The sequence below is a fragment of the Rhizobium phaseoli genome (genome assembly GCF_010668805.1).
In the GTDB taxonomy this organism is placed as follows: domain Bacteria; phylum Pseudomonadota; class Alphaproteobacteria; order Rhizobiales; family Rhizobiaceae; genus Rhizobium; species Rhizobium phaseoli_A.
The window spans coordinates 64,565-81,893 of sequence record NZ_WUFT01000018.1; the positions used below are offsets into that span (position 1 = coordinate 64,565).

The following is a 17,329-nucleotide window of genomic DNA, read 5'->3' on the forward strand; positions in this document are numbered from 1 at the left end:
GATGCGGAGGAGGCCGGCCGTCAGACGGCCGGGTTCTGCGGTTGGAAGAGGCGGCCCTTCTCGGCGATGAGCACGAAGACGAGGCCGATGATCGACACAAAGAAATAACCGGCGACCATCGGCAATGCGGTGCCGTCGAAGGCCTGGCCGATGCCGGCACCGATCAGGGCGCCGCCGACCGTGCTCATGAAGCCGAGCACGGAGGAGGCGGTGCCGGCGACGTGGCCGAGCGGCTCCATGGCGAGCGAATTGAAGTTCGAGCCGATCCAGCCGAACTGGAACATGGCAAGGCCGAAGAAGGAGATGAACAGAGCAAACGGCATCGGCTCGGAGCTCGCCATCTGGACGATCAGCCAGATCGTGTTGATGGCGATGAAGCCGAGGAGCGAGCCGTGCGACAGGCGGCGCATGCCGAGCTTGCCGACGAAGCGCGAATTGAAGAAGGACGACAGCGACATGAAGATCGCCACGCCGGCGAAGGCGAAGGGGAAATAGACGCCGAGATCGTAAATGCCGACATAGACCTGTTGGGCCGAATTGATGAAGCCAAACAGTGCGCCGAAGATAAAGGTGCTGGCAATAGTGTAGCAGAGCGCCGTGCGATTGGTCAGCACCAGCTTGAAGGCGCCGAAGATCGAGCGGGCGGTGAAGGGGCGGACATTGGCGGGGTGCAGGGTTTCCGGCAGGCGGAGATAGGCCCAGATGGCGATAGCCGTCGCCATGGCGGCGATGAAAAGGAAGATCAGGTGCCAGTTGCCGAAGAACATAACGATCTGGCCGGTGCCCGGCGCAATCACCGGCACGATCATAAAGACCATCATGATCAGCGACATGACTTCGGCCATCTGCCGGCCGCCATAGATATCGCGGACAATGGAGACGGTGATGACGCGGGTTGCCGCCGAACCGACGCCCTGGACGAAGCGCAGGGCGAGCAGCCCGGCGAAGGTAGGGACGAAGACGATGCTGATGGCGGAGAGAATGTATATGACGAGACCGATCAAAAGCGGCGTGCGGCGGCCGAAACGGTCAGACAGCGGCCCGTAAAACAGCTGGGCACAGCCGAAGCCGAGCAGATAGGTCGAGACGACGAACTGGCGATGGTTCTCGCTCTCGACACCGAGGCTCGCGCCGATCTGCTGCAAGGCCGGCAGCATGATATCGATCGCCAGAGAGTTGACGGCCATCAGGAAGGCGGCGAGCGCGATAAATTCTCGCTTGCCCATGGGCAGACGGCCCGCGGACACGGCTTGTGATGAATCTGTCACAATGAAATTCCCATAAACAGGCTAAGGCGCTGCTAGCCGCAGCGCCTCGGTCTCAAGATTACAGATTTGGAAACCGGGCGGACGCCCGGTGACCGATCAGGCGGCGCCGCGCACGGTGATGCCGTTTTCCTGGAGGTGCTGCTGCAGCTCACCGGCCTGGAACATTTCCCGCACGATGTCACAGCCGCCGACAAACTCACCCTTGATGTAAAGCTGCGGGATTGTCGGCCAGTTGGAATATTCCTTGATCGCTTGGCGGATTTCCGAATCGGCGAGCACGTTGACGCCTTTATAGTCGACGCCGATGTAATCGAGAATCTGCACGACCTGACCGGAGAAACCGCACTGCGGAAACTGCGGCGTGCCCTTCATGAAGAGGACGACGTCGTTGCTCTTGATTTCGTTGGCGATGAATTCGTTAATGCCGCTCATAGATCCAAATCCTTTCAACAGGCGGGTTAAAGGCCCGCCGTTTCAATCGTTGTCTTTAGATAGCATGCGGCAGCAGGAATTCCAGCCGCCGAAACCAAAAAAAGACCAATTATCGCAGGCCTCTCCGGGCTTGTGCCGGCACGTTACGGCTGGTGGATGAGATAAGCCTGAATCTGTTCGATTTCAGTATCGGTGAAATATTTGAAATCCCACTGCGAAACCTGCGTCATCACGCCGAGATCGCGGCCTCCGACACCCTTGCCGGTGCGCAACAGCGTCTTGAAATCGGCAGCCGAATAGGATTGCGCCAGAGGCTTCAGCGCCGGGGCGAGAAAGGCTTCGGACTGTTTCGCCGTATCGAGATTGTGGCAGTGGCTGCAATCGGTCCTGAAGGCATATTCACCGATATCGGCCGGGCGCGCGGCGGCGGGGGTGATGACGGCGGGCACCAGATCGGCCTCGAAGGGGATCTTGTCGAGCGCCAGGCCCACTCGGCCGAGCGGTCCCCATTGCGTTCCTCCCGCCACGGCGTCGGGAAGCTGCTTCAGGGTGCGAAGCCAGGCGATGAGTGCCGCCATGTCGTCATCGGTGATATCGGCGAAATTACCGGCCGGCATGATGAAGACGCCGGTGCCGTCCTTCTTGACGCCGTGGCGAATGAGACGCACGAGCTCGGCGTCGCTGTACATCGGCACGAAGCGGGTCAGGTTCGGTGCGACGATGCGGCCGACGCCGGGCTCGTCGAGCAGCACGTTGCCGGCATCGTGATGGCAGCCGCCGCACATCAGTGTGCGGCCGCGGCGTTCGGCCTCTTCCGGGGACAGCGTCGTCTTGACGGCAAAATCGGCCGCCGCGATGTCGTAAGTCCGGGAAAGGCGCCTCTCCGACAGGGCGTAGACGCCGGCAACGGCGATGAGACAGATCGCGACGACGGCCGCAAGGACAATTTTCAAAATACGTTTCATCGGCTCGGCCCCCCAATGGCCTTCTGGAGACGGACGCGCCGCGCTCCATCGTCACAATCCGTTTGAAATCGGCAGAGGTTAGCGCCGGCTTTTGCGTTGCCGCGCTTATCGAGCCGGCGCGGATATTGGAAATCTGCAAGATCGACGCCCGGCGTGGGCACCACGCATTAGCTGCGGCGCTGGCGGCTGCGGCCGGCGGCGGTGCGGCGCTTGCTCACCTGTTTGCGGGCGGGCTTGCGTGTGGTTGCGGTGGTTTTGCGGGCGGTCGAGGTTGGCTTGCGCGTTGCAGCCGTCGTCGCCGGGCTGCGCGTTTTGCGCTTCTTGCGCTTCGTCGTAACGCGGCCGGTGGTTTTCTTTAGGATTTCCTTCAGCACGCTGTCGACGACGCCTGATATCAATTCTTTGACGAGATCGGCCACAAAACCCCTCCGTTCGTGGTGGAAACGACATGGGTGCTATTGAATTCCGGAAGAGTTCGGTTAGCAAGACGGCTTCGAGACCAAAGCTGCTTTTTTGCCGATATTAGTGGCAGAGCCCGGATTGCAAGCAACATGCCGGCCATTCGCCCGGCCGGAAGGTGGAATGAAACTGATCGAAAAGCGGGTCGTTATACACTTTGCCGGCTTCGAGCCGCTTGACGGCGCTGCCCACAGGGCGCGCTACGAACGTTCTGCCAAGCAAAGCGCTGCCGTCTGGGGCTATTCGATTGAGGTGGGCGCGCCGGCAGCAGCAAGCGATGCCCTCAGTTTCGAGGTCACGGCGGGCGGCGGGGTAACTGCTGACGCGGCGCCCGAGGCAGCCGCTGACGCGGCGCCCGGGGCAGCCGGCACGGCGCCCGAGGCAGGCACCGTTTCTCCTGGCTGGCAGACGAAGAGCCGGATCCACATGGTCGATCACGACGCGCTGGTAAGCCGGCTGCGCGGCGGCAATACGCTAAGCCAGATCATTGCGGGCTTCCGCAGTTGCGGGCAGATCATATTGGAAGGCGGCATGCGGGGATATTTCCGCCATGCGTGGCGTTTCGGCCTGTTCTTCCTCTTTCCGTTCCTGCTGACGGCGCTGGCAATTGCGCTGACGGCGCAAATCACTGTGCTGCCCTATAGCCTCGGCTTTTCCCTTTGGCACATGCTGTGGAGCGGGCCGCTGGCGCTCTGCTTCTTCATCTTCGCCTTCCTGCCGTTTTCCGAACGCTTCCATACACTGCATCTGTTTGCCGATTGGAAAATGGCGGTGGCGCTCGGCCGCATGGACCAGGCCGATTTCAACGCCTGGCTGGAAGACCGGGCCGTGGCCGTGCGCAAGGCGCTGGCGGAGGAGGCGGACGAATATGTGATCTCCTCGCACAGCATGGGGTCGAACGTCGCCGCCCATGTCATCGGCATGTTGCTGGAAAGGGAGCCGGAGATCTTCAAGGGCAAGCGCGTGGCGTTTGCCACCCTCGGCAGCGCCATCCTGCAATGCGCGCTGCTGTCATCGGCAACGCAGCTGCGTGCCCGCGTCGGCTTGATCGCCCGTTGCCCCGAGATTTCCTGGCTCGACGTGCAGTGCCTGACGGATTCAATCAATTTCTACAAGGTGCCGGTCGTCGCCGTTGCCGGCCATGCGGATGCACCTGCGGCAAAGATGATCCTGATCCGCGTCAAGCAGATGCTGACGCGCGAGCGCTACCGCCGGATCCGCAAGGACCAGCTACGCGTTCACCGGCAATATGTGCTAGGCCCCGATCTTAAGGCGCCCTTCGATTTCACGCTGATGACGTCGGGTCCGATGCCGGCCTTGGTGTTTGCCAGCCTCGACGCTGAGAGGATACCCGGCTGAACGCCGGGCATCGTCTTTGAGACAGGCCAGCTTTATTCCGGCGCCGAGGTCTGCAGCGCCAGCGCGTGCAACACGCCGCCCATATTGCCTTTCAGCGCCTCGTAGACCATCTGGTGCTGCTGCACACGGCTCTTGCCGCGGAAAACTTCGGCGACGACTTCGGCGGCGTAGTGGTCGCCATCGCCCGCCAGATCGCGGATCGTTACCCTGGCACCGGGAATCCCAGCCTTGATCATGTCTTCGATATCGCCGGGTTTCATGGCCATGATCGTTACTCCTTGCGCATTATTCCGCGGCGAGTTCGCCGCGGCCTTCCATGAAATCAGGGAACCATGATTCATGGGCATCGCGCAATTGCTGAATCGGCAGCGAGATGAGATCGCCGACGACGAGTGCCGTCCCGCCGACCGTGCCGAGACGGCGGAAAGGAACACCGGCGCCTTCTGCATTGGCGCAGACGAAATTTGCCACGTCGGCAGGCACTGTCAAGATGTAGCGAGCCTGGTCTTCGCCGAAGAGCAGCGCATGCGGCGCGCCCTTGCCTTCGCCGAGATCGATCGTCAGGCCCTTGTTCGATGCCATGGCCATTTCGGCGAGCGCGACGGCAAGGCCGCCCGACGAAATATCGTGGCAGGCGGTCGCCTGGTCGTTGCGGATGACGGAGCGAACGAAATCGCCGTTGCGCCGCTCGGCAAACAGATCCACTTCGGGGGCGGGGCCTTCGCTGCTGGCGAGCACATCGCGGAGATAGACCGACTGGCCGAGATGGCTGCCATCGACGCCGATCATGATCACCTTGTCGCCGTCACTGGCGCTGCCGATGCGGGCCATCTTGCGCCAATCCGGCAGCAGGCCGACGCCTGCGATCGTCGGGGTCGGCAGGATGGCGACGCCGTTGGTCTCATTGTAGAGCGAGACGTTGCCCGAGACGATCGGGAAGTCGAGCGCGCGGCAGGCTTCGCCAATGCCCTTCACCGCTTCGACGAACTGGCCCATGATTTCGGGCTTTTCGGGATTGCCGAAGTTGAGATTGTCGGTGGCGGCGAGCGGCTCGGCGCCCGTCGCGGTGATGTTGCGCCAGCATTCGGCAACCGCCTGCTTGCCGCCTTCGAAAGGATCGGCCTCGACATAACGCGGGGTGACGTCGGAGGAGAAGGCGAGCGCCTTGCTCGGATGGCCATCGACGCGCACGACGCCGGCGTCGCCGCCCGGAAGCTGCAGCGAGTTGCCCTGGATCAGCGTGTCGTATTGCTCGTAGACCCAGCGGCGGCTCGACTGGTTGGCGGAACCGACAAGCTGCAGCAGCGCCTGGGCGTAATCCTGAGGGGCTGCGACGAGATTGGCGGGCAGGGGAGCCTGCTTACCGGATTCGCGCCAGGGGCGGTCATATTCCGGCGCCTGGTCGCCAAGATCCTTGATCGGCAGATTGGCGACTTCCTCGCCCTGATGCACGACGCGGAAGCGCAGATCGTCGGTGGTTTTGCCGACGATGGCAAAGTCGAGGCCCCATTTGACGAAGATCGCCTTGGCTTCGGCTTCCTTCTCCGGCTGCAGCACCATGAGCATGCGCTCCTGGCTTTCCGACAGCATCATCTCGTAGGCGGTCATCATCTCTTCGCGGACCGGCACCTTGTCGAGCTCGAGCAGGATGCCGAGATCGCCCTTGGCGCCCATTTCGACGGCCGAACAGGTGAGGCCGGCCGCACCCATGTCCTGGATGGCGATGACGGCGCCGGTCTGCATCAGCTCAAGGCAGGCTTCGAGCAGGCACTTTTCGGTAAAGGGGTCGCCGACCTGAACCGTCGGGCGCTTTTCCTCGATCGATTCGTCGAATTCGGCCGATGCCATCGTCGCGCCGCCGACGCCGTCACGGCCGGTCTTGGCGCCGAGATAGACGACCGGAAGGCCGACGCCCTTGGCTTCTGACAGGAAGATGGCGTTGGATTTGGCGATGCCGGCGGCAAAAGCGTTAACGAGGATATTGCCGTTGTAGCGGGCGTCGAATTCGACTTCGCCGCCGACCGTCGGCACGCCGAAGGAATTGCCGTAACCGCCGACGCCGGAGACGACGCCGGAAACCAGGTGACGGGTCTTCGGGTGATCCGGCTCGCCGAAACGCAGCGCGTTCATCGCGGCAATCGGGCGTGCACCCATGGTGAAAACGTCGCGCAGGATGCCGCCGACGCCGGTCGCAGCCCCCTGGTAAGGCTCGATATAGGAGGGGTGGTTGTGGCTCTCCATTTTGAAGACGACGCAATCGCCATCATCGATATCGACCACGCCGGCATTTTCGCCCGGGCCCTGGATGACGCGCGGCCCGGCGGTCGGCAGGGTGCGCAGCCATTTCTTCGAGGATTTGTAGGAGCAGTGCTCATTCCACATGGCCGAGAAGATACCGAGCTCGGTAAAACTCGGTTCGCGGCCGATCAGATCGAGAATGCGCTGGTACTCGTCCGGCTTCAGGCCGTGGCTTGCAATGAGTTCCGGCGTGATCGGCATGGTGTTTGGAATGGTCATGAGCGGAAAGTCCCTGGCGCGTTTTGCGCTGTCTTTAGCTTATGTAGCGGCGACGCGCGACAGAAAAAAGCCCGCCGTCAACACAGTGAACTGCCCCCCGGAAAGTTGGACACCCAACTTCGGGGAGTTCACAGGGGCAGGCAGGTTCTTTTCTCAAAGCGGCAATCGGTCAGAACTTGTAGCCGACCTGCAGGCCGGCGCGCGTCATGCCGTCGTTCGGGCCGTCGCAGAGATTGGCATGCGAGGAGTGGGCGATCTGGGCCATCACGTTCCAATGAGGGGTGAAACGGTAGCCGGCGCCTGCATATTCGTGGAACAGAACGCGACAGCCGAGTTCCGGGCCGTCATCATCGCCCTCGAGATTGCCGGTATGGATGACGCCGCCGAAGCCGGCTTCGGCAAACAGCTTTTTGTTGAAATTGACCGTCCAGGTGAAGCCCGTGAAGAATTGGCTCGCCTCGCCTGATGTGCCGATCGAGGTACCGAGATGCAGACGAGGATGCAGCAACTGCTGCTGCCAGCCGACGGCAGTATCGTAGCCGAAAGGATCGAAGAGGGCAGTGATTTCGGGAAAGACGCCATCTTCCCTGGAATGGCCGGATTGCACCGAGGTCGAGAGCCCGAAACGCAGTTCATCGAATATCTGCTCGCCGGCATTTGCCGCGCCTGCCGCCAAGGTGCCGGCGACCGCTGCCAATGACGCCGTACTTAGAAAACGCAACGCGATTCTTCCGAAGTCGACCCTCATCTGCTGTCCTTTGATTCGCGTCAGGCGGGAACAACGAAGAGGTAACATGGAGGTTGAGTCGGTGAAGCGCTCCGAATTGGCTCTGACATTTTTTCTAAATTATGACGTGTATTTGCAACACGTCATATTTCACCATCATAGGCGGAGCCGCCATTTTCCAGCAGCCGGCGCAGGATCATCAGGCCGGAGATCAGTTCCTGTTGCGACTTGGGCGAGGAGAAACCGATGCGAACGCGGTGATAGATTTTCTCGCCGCGCGCCGCCTTGAACTCGTCCTCGTCATCGACCAGCACGCCGTCGCGGTAAGCGGCATTCTTGAACGTGCCGGACATCCATGGCTCCGGCAGTTTCAGCCAGAGGAAAGGCGCGTGCGGGTGCGATTGGAAATCGAAGCCTTGCAGTTGCTCGCGGGCGAGCCGGACGCGCCGGGAGAGTTCTTCGACACTCTGTTTGCGGATTTCGTGCGCCGTGCCGCTTTCGACGAGGCGCGCACAGGTTTCCGCCAGGATGAAGGGCAGGCCACCGGTGATCATCCTGTGCGTCACCCTGATGCGCTGGGCGAAATGCGGCGGGCAGGCGACCCAGCCGCCGCGCACGCCGGCGGCGACGGATTTCGACAGGCCGCTGACGAGGAAGGTGCGATCGGGCGCAAGCGAGGCGATGAGCGGCGTGTCATCGTCGGCCATGCCGCCATAGAGATCGTCCTCGATCAGCCAGACGCCGTGCTTCCTGGCGATTGCAGCAATTGCCGCACGCCGTTCATAGGGCATGATCGTCACCGTCGGATTGTGGATGGTCGGCATGAGAAAGGCGATCTTCGGATGCTGCTGCTGGCAGAGCCGCTCGAAATCGTCGGGGATCACGCCGCTTTCATCGGAATCGACCGTCAGCGTGCGGCGGCCGAGCAGGCGGGCGCTGCGGCTGACCTGGGTGTAGGTCAGATCCTCGAAGACGATCTTGTCGCCCGGCGCCGAGACGGCAGCGATGACGGCAATCGCCGCCGCATGCGCGCCGAGTGTCGGCACGATGTTTTCGGCTTCCGGCGTCCAGCCGCTGCGGGCAAGCCAGCGGCGGCCCGCCTCGAACCAGTTGCCCGGAAAACTTCGGGAATAGGAGGAGATTTCGGCAAGATGCTGCTCGCCGATTTCGGAAAGGATGCCCGCTATGATCTTGCCCTGGCCGAGATCGGGAGCGGCGGTGGTGTCGAAACGAATCTTGTCTGCCGGCGCATCCCGGAGGCGGGTGCTGCCGAGCGAGGCCGTCAACGGGTCGGCCTGTTCGCCGGGTGGTGTCTCCGAGCGGTTCAGCACATAGGTGCCGCGCCCGACTTCGCCGGCGACCAGGCCACGCTCGTGCACCAGTGCATAGGCGCGGCCGATCGTGCCGATTGTCACCCCGATATCGTAAGCGAGATTGCGTTGCGGCGGCAATTTGCTGCCGGCGGGCAGGGCGCCGCTCGATATGGCGGATTCGATGCTATCGGCGAGCCGAAGATAGACCGGCCCGGAGCCGCGGGAAAGATCAGGAAGCCAATTTGTCATGGTGACAATTGTCTATATTGTCACATTGTACCTGTCAAGATTAAGAGTCAATTCCAATGGATAACCGAGAGGATTCCTGGAATGTCTGCCCTGCCTGAGATCAAAATGCCGATTATACCGATTGTCTCGTACGAGGATAGGAGACAGATCGTCCTTCCCGACGCGCCTGCAGAGGCGACGACACGTTTGGGGCGGATCTGGGCGGCGATTCTTCTTTGGAATCAAAAGCGGGAAGGCCGCCAGGCCTTGAGAAATCTGACGGCAAGCGAACTCAAGGATATCGGCGTGTCGCAATCCGACGCCGCGCGCGAAGTCGGCAAGTCGTTCTTCTGGGATTGATCGAGACTGCGAGCTGACCGCAGCGGTCAGCTGCAGGCCTTATTGCCGCCGGACCAGCGATTGACGTCGGCGGCGATACGGCCGGCAACCGGCTCCGACATCATCGGACCGAAGGCCTGGAGGCGCGACGGGCTTCCCTCGGCCTGTACGACGAGCAGCGGCCGGCTTTCCGGGCTGCCCTTGTGGACAAGCAGGATGCGTGGGCGGCCGGAGAAGGAATTGAGCTCCGGCGCAAGCTTGTAAGCGGCAAAAGCCGGATCGCCGGATTTGAACCAGCAGGCATTGGCGGCGAGCGCCACACGTTCCATCGTCGGCAGTGCGGCGCGGTTCGGACCGGTCGTCGGCGCCGGCGTCTGGCAGGCTGCGACCATGGCTGCGAGAGTGGCGAGCAGGGCAGCGTTAGCGACGGAATAGCGAGGGCGCATCGATCTTGCTCCGGATCCGGATGAAAGGATTTTGAGTTCAAAGTGCCACAGCGATGTTCGCACCATCGGAAAAGAGGCGCGGCGCTGCAGATCAGGCGGCGATGACGTCGAGCGCCGAGGCAAAGAGGCCGCGGCCGTCCGAACCGCCATGGGCGGCTTCGATCAGGTTTTCGGGATGCGGCATCATGCCGAGCACGTTGCCCTTTTCGTTCATGACGGCGGCGATGTCGTTCATCGAGCCGTTCGGGTTGGTGCCCTCGGCATAACGGAAGACCACCCGGCCATTGCCTTCAATCTGAGCCAGCGTTGCCTCGTCGGCGAAGTAATTGCCGTCGTGGTGAGCGACCGGGCAGCGGATGACCTGGCCCTGCGCGTAGGCACGGGTGAAATCCGTCTCGGCATTGACGACTTCGAGCTTGATCTCGCGGCAGACGAATTTCAGCGATGCATTGCGCATCAGCGCACCAGGCAGCAGGCCGGCCTCGACGAGGATCTGGAAGCCGTTGCAGACGCCGAGCACCTTCACACCCTTTGCCGCCTTGTCGATGATTGCCTGCATGACCGGCATCCGGGCGGCGATGGCGCCGCAGCGCAGGTAATCGCCATAGGAGAAGCCGCCGGGGATGACGATCAGGTCGACATCGGGGATCTCGGTCTCCGTCTGCCAGATCGTCACCGGCGGCTTGCCGGAAATCTTGGTCAAGGCGGCGATCATATCGCGGTCGCGGTTGAGGCCCGGAAGTTGAACGACGGCTGATTTCATGGGGTCCCCGCGTCTGGCGAAATATATTGAACTGGAACGCTTTCGGCGAGCCATACCCCATTGTCGGAGACAAAGAAAGAATGGCCTTCTGAAAACATGCGGGCCGCATCCACACGCAGGATGACATGGTCACCCCTACGGCGCATTGCGACGATTTTTGCGGTTTCGACATCCACTGAGAGATGAACGTGGTGCCGCTGCATCTTCTTCAAGCCTTCGCGCTCGATCGCCTGCCAGCTCGTCAGTGACGTGCCGTGATAAAGCACTGCCGGCGGTTCCACCTGGTTCAAGGCGAGATCGACCTCGACGCTATGACCCTGATTGGCGCGAATTCTGTTATCGGCGAGAGTGAAGCGCTTCTTCGGATTGTTTTCGATGATCTCGATAATATCGGCGCGGGAAACATCGTATTTCGATGCCACCGCTTTTTCGAGCGCATCGAACGACACCCAGCCCTCGGCATCAAGCGTCAAACCCGCGGTATCAGGCGCATGACGCAAAACATAGCTCATAAATTTCGAGACTTCCGTCTCCAGCTTTGTCTTCGTCATGACGCCAAATCCTCAAAGTCCGCCGGACGACGGGTCTGTGATCGTCAGTCGATCGCGATCGCGTAGTTCTCGATCACCGTGTTGGCGAGCAGTTTTTCGCACATGGCCTTGAGGTCGGCCTCGGCCTTGGACTTGTCGGCGCTTTCCAGCTCCAGGTCGAAGACCTTGCCCTGTCTTATATGGCCGACGCCAGAGAAGCCGAGGGCGCCAAGCGCGCCTTCGATAGCCTTGCCCTGCGGATCGAGAACGCCGTTTTTCAGCGTGACGGTGACACGAGCCTTGATCACTTTGTCTTCCCTGCCTTACTTGACCAGAACCGGGCCGGTGCCGCGCACAGGCTCGTTTTCATTGATGATGCCGAGACGGCGCGCAACTTCGGAATAGGCTTCGAGCAGCCCGCCGAGATCGCGGCGGAAACGATCCTTGTCCATCTTCTCGTGGGTTTCGACATCCCAGAGCCGGCAGCTGTCCGGCGAGATTTCGTCGGCAAGGATGATGCGCATCATATCGCCTTCGAACAGGCGGCCGCATTCGATCTTGAAGTCGACGAGCTGGATGCCGACGCCGAGGAAGAGGCCGGTCATGAAGTCGTTGACGCGGATGGCAAGCGCCATGATGTCGTCGAGCTCGGCGGGATTGGCCCAGCCGAAGGCGGTGATGTGCTCTTCGGAGACCATCGGATCGTCAAGCGCGTCTGATTTGTAGTAGAATTCGATGATCGAGCGCGGCAGTACCACGCCCTCATCGATCCCAAGGCGCTTTGCGAGCGAACCGGCGGCGACGTTGCGCACGACGATCTCCAGCGGGATCATCTCTACTTCCTTGATCAGCTGCTCGCGCATGTTGAGCCGGCGGATGAAATGCGTAGGGATGCCGATCTTGTTCAGATGGCTGAAGATATATTCGCAAATGCGATTATTGAGGACGCCCTTGCCATCGATGACTTCGTGTTTCTTCTTGTTGAAGGCTGTGGCATCGTCCTTGAAGAACTGGATCAAAGTGCCCGGTTCCGGGCCCTCATACAAGATCTTTGCCTTGCCCTCGTAGATACGGCGGCGACGGTTCATCGTGGTCATTCTCTATTGTTGGCGCTCTTGGGATAGCGCGAGTGGATCGATCTCGTGGCGTCCCCTTAAAGGAAAAGAGTGTGTTTCACAATCCGCCTGTCCCTCCTTCGCCGGTTTCGGGATTTCTGGCCGCGGTTTCCGGATTTCGTGGTTCCGGCTTCCGGATTTTACGAAATACCGCCAAGAGAATCGAATGAATTCGCAAGACGAGTCTACCGCCTTTTCCCGTACGGTGAAATGACGGCGAAATGGCGGGTCGCCTGGGCAGGTTTTTATTTGGCGGCTCTGCCTGGCAGCGCGCGACGTAGCTGCGTCTGCAGGGCGCGCGCGGCAGTTTGCCCGTGGCGCCAGCTTCCGGCACGGATGAAGGAAGGGATCTGCAGGGCCGGCATTGGCCGGGCAAGCGCATAACCCTGCAGCGTGTCGCAGTCCAGTTCTTCGAGAATGCGGATATGATCTGAAGTCTCGACGCCCTCGGCGATGACGAGGATGTTCAACGAGCGACCGATATCGATGATCGAGCCGACGAGTTTGCGCTGCTCGGCCGATTGCGGCAGCATGCGGATCAGCTCCCGGTCGATCTTCAGCGTCTTCGGGCTCAAGCGCAGCAGGCTGACGATCGAGGCATGGCCGGTGCCGAAATCGTCGATCTGGATGTCGATGCCGAGCTTGCGCAGCTTTTTCAGGTTGGCCGCCACCGCCTCGTCGCAATCGTCGAGCGAGATCGACTCCAGCAATTCGAAGGCGAACGTGCCGGGCTCGATCTTCAGGGCGCGGAGTTTTTTGCCGAGATCGGGATCGGCGAGCCGCCTGGCGGAAACGTTGACCGATATTTTCGGAACCACCAGCCCGTCCTTGATCCAGACGCGGCGATCTGCCATGGCGCGCTCCAGGATCAGAGCGTCGATGGTCGAGACGACGTCGAGGTCTTCGGCGATATCGAGGAAGCGGTCGGGCGTCAGCAGCCCATGCACCGGGTGCTGCCAGCGGGCAAGTGTTTCAACGCCCGCGACATCTAGCGTGCGGGCATCGAACTGCAACTGATAGAAGGGCACAAATTCATTGCGCTCGAGGCCGATCAGGATCTCGTCGGCGAGGTGCTTGGCGGAGATGATATCGCGGCGGGCAGCAGCCGAGAAAAATTCGAAGCGGTTGCGGCCCAGGCCCTTGGCACGATAGAGCGCGATATCGGCATCGAGCAGCATCTGCTTGGCGTCGAGCGTCGGTCCGCTGTCGATGGCAATGCCGATGCTGGCGCCGAAACGGCAGTCGTGCCCCTCATATCGGACGGGTTTGCGCAGTTCGCGAATGACACGTTCGGCAAGGCCGCCGATCTTCTTCGATGCGGGATCGACGATGCAGAGGATGACGAATTCGTCGCCGCCGATGCGGGCCACAAAATCGGCGGCGCGCACGGAGCTTCTGAGAACGCTTGCGGCATGCCGCAGCATGGCGTCGCCGGCCCGGTGGCCGAGCGTGTCGTTGATCTGCTTGAAGCGGTCGAGATCGATATGCAGGATCGCCAGCGCCAGGCCCTTGGCGCGGCATTCGGCCGAGCGCTCGTCCAGCATCTTGTCGAGATAGCGGCGGTTCGGCAGGCTGGTGAGATAATCGTGCAGCGCCAGGTGCTCGATGCTCTCCTTGGCGGCTTCGAGTTCGCGATTGCGCGCCTCGGCCAGATCCTTGGCGCGCTGCAGCTCGTTTCGCAGCGCGACCTCCTCGGTGACGTCCCAATTGGCGCCGATCAGCTTGCGGTGGCCGTTGCCGTCGACGAAGAAGGCCGAGCGGGCGCGGATGACGCGTTCGGCGCCGTCGCCGCGAATGATGCGGTATTCCTGCTGGAAATCACTTCCGCTTTCGACGCTGCGGTCGGACAGGCCCAGCACGCGCTCGCGGTCGTCGGGATGCAGGCTTTTCGCCCAGACGTCGCCGGCGATCTGACGCGAGACGCCCTTCAGCCCGTAAATGGCGATGAGCCGCTCATCCCATTCGACGATGCCATTCTCGATATCCGCCTCGAAGACGCCGATGCGAGACGTCTCCAGCGCCAGATCGAGCCGGCGCGACAGACGCGACAGCGTCTCTTCGGCCTCCTTGCGGGCGGTGATATCCGTATCGGTGCCGACGATGCGTGTCGGCACGCCGCTCTCGTCCCATTCGACGCAGGCGCCACGGCAGTCGATCCACATCCAGTGGCCGTCCCTGTGGCGCTCGCGATATTGGAAGATCTGGTAATCCGGATCGCCGGCGTTCTGCCGGTCGATGGCGTGGACGACGAAATCGCGGTCATCGGGATGGACGAGCTGCAGCCAGGTGTCGTAATCGCCGGCGGCTTCCTCGTCCGGCGCCATGCCGCGCATGGTCTTCCACGTCTGCGAGTAATATTTGCGATCAAGACGGTAGTTGTGATCCCATACGCCAAGGCCGGAGCCGACGAGCGCATGGTTCCACCGGCTCTCCCGCTCCGCCAGGTCGGAATCATCGTCTGCCCCGTTGCCGCCGCCTGCCTCGGCCGCTACGGCCTCGTCATGCGGATCATCGGCCGCTGGATGGGCTTTCTTCACAGGCATTCTCGCTTAGTTCATCTCGGTGCAGTCTGCTGTCATTCCATTAAGAAAGACTTAGAAAGCACTTGCGCAACAAGCGAGAGGCCGGTTTTCCGGCAATCAGGCGGAGAGCTTACTGAGGAACTGGGCGAAGACCATCGTGCCCTCGGGCCAGGGGCCGTGACCGGAATCGGCATTGATATGGCCCGCCTCGCCGGCATCGACGAGGAAGGAGCCCCAACTGCTGGCGATATCGTCGGCATGTTCGTAGCTGCCGAACGGATCGCTGCGGCTCGCCACCGTGATCGACGGGAAGGGCAGCGGATCACGCGGATAGGGACCGAAGGTCATCAGGTGCTTCGGGCGGATGTCGGGATTGGCGACATCGGGCGGGGCGACGAGGAAGGCGCCAGCCACCGGTTTGCGGAAATGCGGGATGGCATGGATCGCCGAGGCCACGCCAAGCGAATGGGCGACGAGGACGACCGGACGGGTCGAGGCGTTCACTTCCTCGGCGATACGGGCGATCCAGTCCTCGCGGACCGGCTTTGTCCATTCGGCCTGTTCGACGCGCCGCGCCGTGCTGAGTTTTGCTTCCCAGCGGCTTTGCCAGTGGCTTGGGCCGGAGTTGGTGTAGCCGGGGATGATGAGGATATCTGCGTCTGAGGCTTTCATAGTGCCGCCGATGTGAGAAAGCTCGACCAAGATGTCAAGAGGGGACGTGAAGGGAGAGAGCGACACGGGCGTTTTGGTTTGCTATATTGCTCCAGTGCCGGTTGCGGATTTCGTATCGGCTTGCCCGCCGATTGCGTGTCCGCTGCCGACCAGGTCTCGGCTGAGGAGGAGAAAGCCATGGCGGCATTTCATGTCATGACGGGTGCAGGCGAAAGCTTGGCGCGGCCCGTTGTCAATCGCATCAGTATCGCCGACGTCTTCGACGCGCTGAAGCGCGGGTACGACGATTTCATGGAGAAACCGTCGCATTATGTGTTCCTGTGCCTGATGTACCCGATTGCCGGCGTCTTCCTGACGCTGTGGTCATCGGGCGCCAATCTTTTGCCGATGGTCTTTCCGTTGATGGCAGGTTTCGTGCTGATCGGCCCGATCGCAGCGATCGGTCTCTACGAGATCAGCCGCCGGCGCGAAGCCGGCCTCGACACGTCATGGACGCATGCGCTCGACGTACGCCATTCGCCGGCGCTGCCGTCGATCGTCGCAGTCGGGCTGATGCTGTGTGCGCTTTTCGTCGTCTGGCTGGTGACGGCGCAGACGCTCTACAGCAACCTGCTCGGCGAAGTGTTTCCGCGCAGCATGGCGGACTTCTTCCGCCAGGTCTTCGGCACGCCCGAGGGCATGCAGCTGATCATCTGGGGCAATCTGATCGGCTTCGTCTTCGCGCTCGTCGTGCTGTCGATATCCGTCATCACCTTTCCGCTGTTGCTCGACCGCGATGTCGGCGCGGTGGCCGCCGTCCTCGCCTCGATCCGGGCGACGATCGCCAATCCGGTGCCGGTGCTGCTCTGGGGCCTGATCGTCGCAGCACTGCTCGTGATCGGCACGATCCCGGTCTTTGCCGGGCTGGCGCTGGTTATTCCGATCCTTGGCCATGCGACCTGGCATCTTTACCGCAAGCTGATTGCGCGCGAAGGCGTGTAATCGAAGGTTTTCCGGGGATCTCGAACTGTCGTGATCCCCGGAATTCAAAGCTTCGTCCTTTCCCGGAACCTCAAGACCTCTCGCCGCGTTATGTGTGACCGGCTTGTGGGAGGATTTCGGAGGTGACGATGAAGCATCTGTTCGCCCGCTTCTCAACGAAGATATCGGAATGGGCGGGCAAGCCCGTAGTCTTCATCTTGGCGCTCATCGCCGTCATCATCTGGGCGGCCCTCGGGCCCTTCTTCGATTATTCGGAAACCTGGCAGCTGGTCATCAACACCGGCACGACGATCATCACCTTCCTGATGGTTTTCGTGTTGCAGAACGCCCAGACGCGCGACACCAGGGCGATCCAAGCCAAACTCAACGAAATCATCCTGACCAGCCACGCGGAAAACCGCTTCATCGGCATCGAAAATCTCGACGAGGAGGAGCTGAAGCGCCTCGACGAGCTGGTCGCCAAGGCGGCCAAGGGTAGGGGCGAGACGGAAGCTTGCCGGATATCGGAGACCGCGGAAGCTGCTGCGCCGAAAAAGACCGAAGCTCGCAAACGCCTGGGGAGCGCCAAAACCTCGAAGATGAAACAACGGCCGCTTGAGAAGAGCTGAATTATTAAATAGGATTCGTACCTTAGTCGGGCATTTGAAAGTCTTCGCCCTTTGTTTTTTTAAAAGACACACATAGCGCTGTAAA

At 61.5% G+C, this 17,329-nt stretch carries 19 protein-coding genes; 4 read left to right on the forward strand and 15 right to left on the reverse strand.

The genetic code is table 11. The annotated features are described in order from the left end of the window. Positions 1 to 20 precede the first annotated feature (20 nt). The 4 genes from GR197_RS24535 to GR197_RS24550 form a co-directional block, all read right to left on the reverse strand. Positions 21 to 1,226, reverse strand: coding sequence for a multidrug effflux MFS transporter (locus tag GR197_RS24535; RefSeq protein ID WP_164014244.1), 1,206 nt, complete (start codon positions 1,224 to 1,226; stop codon positions 21 to 23). 138 nt (positions 1,227 to 1,364) lie between these two features. After that, the gene (gene grxD, locus GR197_RS24540) at positions 1,365 to 1,700 is read right to left on the reverse strand and encodes a Grx4 family monothiol glutaredoxin (RefSeq protein WP_164014246.1); all 336 of its coding nucleotides are present in this window, start codon (positions 1,698 to 1,700) and stop codon (positions 1,365 to 1,367) included. 143 nt (positions 1,701 to 1,843) lie between these two features. Further along, on the reverse strand, positions 1,844 to 2,665 hold the full coding sequence (locus GR197_RS24545; protein ID WP_164014248.1) for a c-type cytochrome: 822 nt from the start codon (positions 2,663 to 2,665) through the stop codon (positions 1,844 to 1,846). Between the two features lie 167 nt (positions 2,666 to 2,832). Next, a complete protein-coding gene (locus GR197_RS24550) occupies positions 2,833 to 3,084 on the reverse strand; it encodes a hypothetical protein (RefSeq protein ID WP_164014250.1) in 252 nt (83 codons plus the stop codon). A gap of 163 nt (positions 3,085 to 3,247) precedes the next feature. Between GR197_RS24550 and GR197_RS24555 the strand changes: the two genes are divergently transcribed. Continuing rightward, complete coding sequence (locus tag GR197_RS24555; RefSeq protein ID WP_164014252.1) at positions 3,248 to 4,483, forward strand: hypothetical protein; 1,236 nt, start codon at positions 3,248 to 3,250, stop codon at positions 4,481 to 4,483. A 32-nt stretch (positions 4,484 to 4,515) separates the two neighbouring features. On the opposite strand, the gene GR197_RS24560 is transcribed toward GR197_RS24555, so the two are convergent. The 4 genes from GR197_RS24560 to GR197_RS24575 all read right to left on the reverse strand — a co-directional run bounded on the left by GR197_RS24560 (position 4,516) and on the right by GR197_RS24575 (position 9,289). Then, a complete protein-coding gene (locus GR197_RS24560) occupies positions 4,516 to 4,749 on the reverse strand; it encodes a BolA/IbaG family iron-sulfur metabolism protein (protein WP_164014253.1) in 234 nt (77 codons plus the stop codon). A gap of 19 nt (positions 4,750 to 4,768) precedes the next feature. Next, on the reverse strand, positions 4,769 to 7,000 hold the full coding sequence (gene purL, locus GR197_RS24565; protein ID WP_164014255.1) for a phosphoribosylformylglycinamidine synthase subunit PurL: 2,232 nt from the start codon (positions 6,998 to 7,000) through the stop codon (positions 4,769 to 4,771). Between the two features lie 169 nt (positions 7,001 to 7,169). Further along, positions 7,170 to 7,748 carry an acyloxyacyl hydrolase gene (locus tag GR197_RS24570; RefSeq protein WP_164014257.1) on the reverse strand — a complete coding sequence of 193 codons (579 nt, stop codon included), beginning with the start codon at positions 7,746 to 7,748 and terminating at the stop codon, positions 7,170 to 7,172. 122 nt (positions 7,749 to 7,870) lie between these two features. Next, positions 7,871 to 9,289, reverse strand: coding sequence for a PLP-dependent aminotransferase family protein (locus tag GR197_RS24575; RefSeq protein WP_164014259.1), 1,419 nt, complete (start codon positions 9,287 to 9,289; stop codon positions 7,871 to 7,873). Positions 9,290 to 9,370: 81 nt separating this feature from the next. Here GR197_RS24575 and GR197_RS24580 point away from each other — a divergent pair, with 81 nt between their 5' ends. Further along, positions 9,371 to 9,628 (forward strand): DUF1127 domain-containing protein, encoded by a 258-nt coding sequence (locus tag GR197_RS24580; RefSeq protein WP_164014261.1) that lies wholly within the window; start codon positions 9,371 to 9,373, stop codon positions 9,626 to 9,628. A 26-nt stretch (positions 9,629 to 9,654) separates the two neighbouring features. Here GR197_RS24580 and GR197_RS24585 read toward each other — a convergent pair whose 3' ends face one another. From GR197_RS24585 to GR197_RS24615, 7 genes are all read right to left on the reverse strand, one after another. After that, complete coding sequence (locus GR197_RS24585; protein WP_164014263.1) at positions 9,655 to 10,053, reverse strand: hypothetical protein; 399 nt, start codon at positions 10,051 to 10,053, stop codon at positions 9,655 to 9,657. Positions 10,054 to 10,144: 91 nt separating this feature from the next. Next, a complete protein-coding gene (purQ, locus tag GR197_RS24590) occupies positions 10,145 to 10,816 on the reverse strand; it encodes a phosphoribosylformylglycinamidine synthase subunit PurQ (RefSeq protein ID WP_164014265.1) in 672 nt (223 codons plus the stop codon). Continuing rightward, the gene (locus GR197_RS24595; RefSeq protein WP_164014266.1) at positions 10,813 to 11,367 is read right to left on the reverse strand and encodes an RNA 2'-phosphotransferase; all 555 of its coding nucleotides are present in this window, start codon (positions 11,365 to 11,367) and stop codon (positions 10,813 to 10,815) included. Before GR197_RS24595 ends, purQ begins: the two co-directional genes overlap by 4 nt. A 44-nt stretch (positions 11,368 to 11,411) precedes the next feature. Beyond that, a complete protein-coding gene (gene purS / locus GR197_RS24600) occupies positions 11,412 to 11,654 on the reverse strand; it encodes a phosphoribosylformylglycinamidine synthase subunit PurS (protein ID WP_164014268.1) in 243 nt (80 codons plus the stop codon). Between the two features lie 15 nt (positions 11,655 to 11,669). Continuing rightward, positions 11,670 to 12,434 (reverse strand): phosphoribosylaminoimidazolesuccinocarboxamide synthase, encoded by a 765-nt coding sequence (gene purC, locus GR197_RS24605; RefSeq protein WP_164014372.1) that lies wholly within the window; start codon positions 12,432 to 12,434, stop codon positions 11,670 to 11,672. 272 nt (positions 12,435 to 12,706) lie between these two features. Then, positions 12,707 to 15,004, reverse strand: coding sequence for a putative bifunctional diguanylate cyclase/phosphodiesterase (locus GR197_RS24610; RefSeq protein WP_164014270.1), 2,298 nt, complete (start codon positions 15,002 to 15,004; stop codon positions 12,707 to 12,709). A gap of 96 nt (positions 15,005 to 15,100) precedes the next feature. Next, on the reverse strand, positions 15,101 to 15,655 hold the full coding sequence (locus tag GR197_RS24615; RefSeq protein WP_164014272.1) for an RBBP9/YdeN family alpha/beta hydrolase: 555 nt from the start codon (positions 15,653 to 15,655) through the stop codon (positions 15,101 to 15,103). A gap of 177 nt (positions 15,656 to 15,832) precedes the next feature. Here GR197_RS24615 and GR197_RS24620 point away from each other — a divergent pair, with 177 nt between their 5' ends. Together GR197_RS24620 and GR197_RS24625 are read left to right on the forward strand one after the other, a co-directional pair. Then, positions 15,833 to 16,636: a DUF2189 domain-containing protein gene (locus GR197_RS24620; RefSeq protein WP_164014274.1), complete on the forward strand. Its 804-nt coding sequence runs from the start codon at positions 15,833 to 15,835 to the stop codon at positions 16,634 to 16,636. A gap of 128 nt (positions 16,637 to 16,764) precedes the next feature. Continuing rightward, entirely contained in the window at positions 16,765 to 17,244 is a 480-nt protein-coding gene (locus tag GR197_RS24625; RefSeq protein ID WP_164014276.1) for a low affinity iron permease family protein, read from the forward strand. Positions 17,245 to 17,329: the final 85 nt, after the last annotated feature.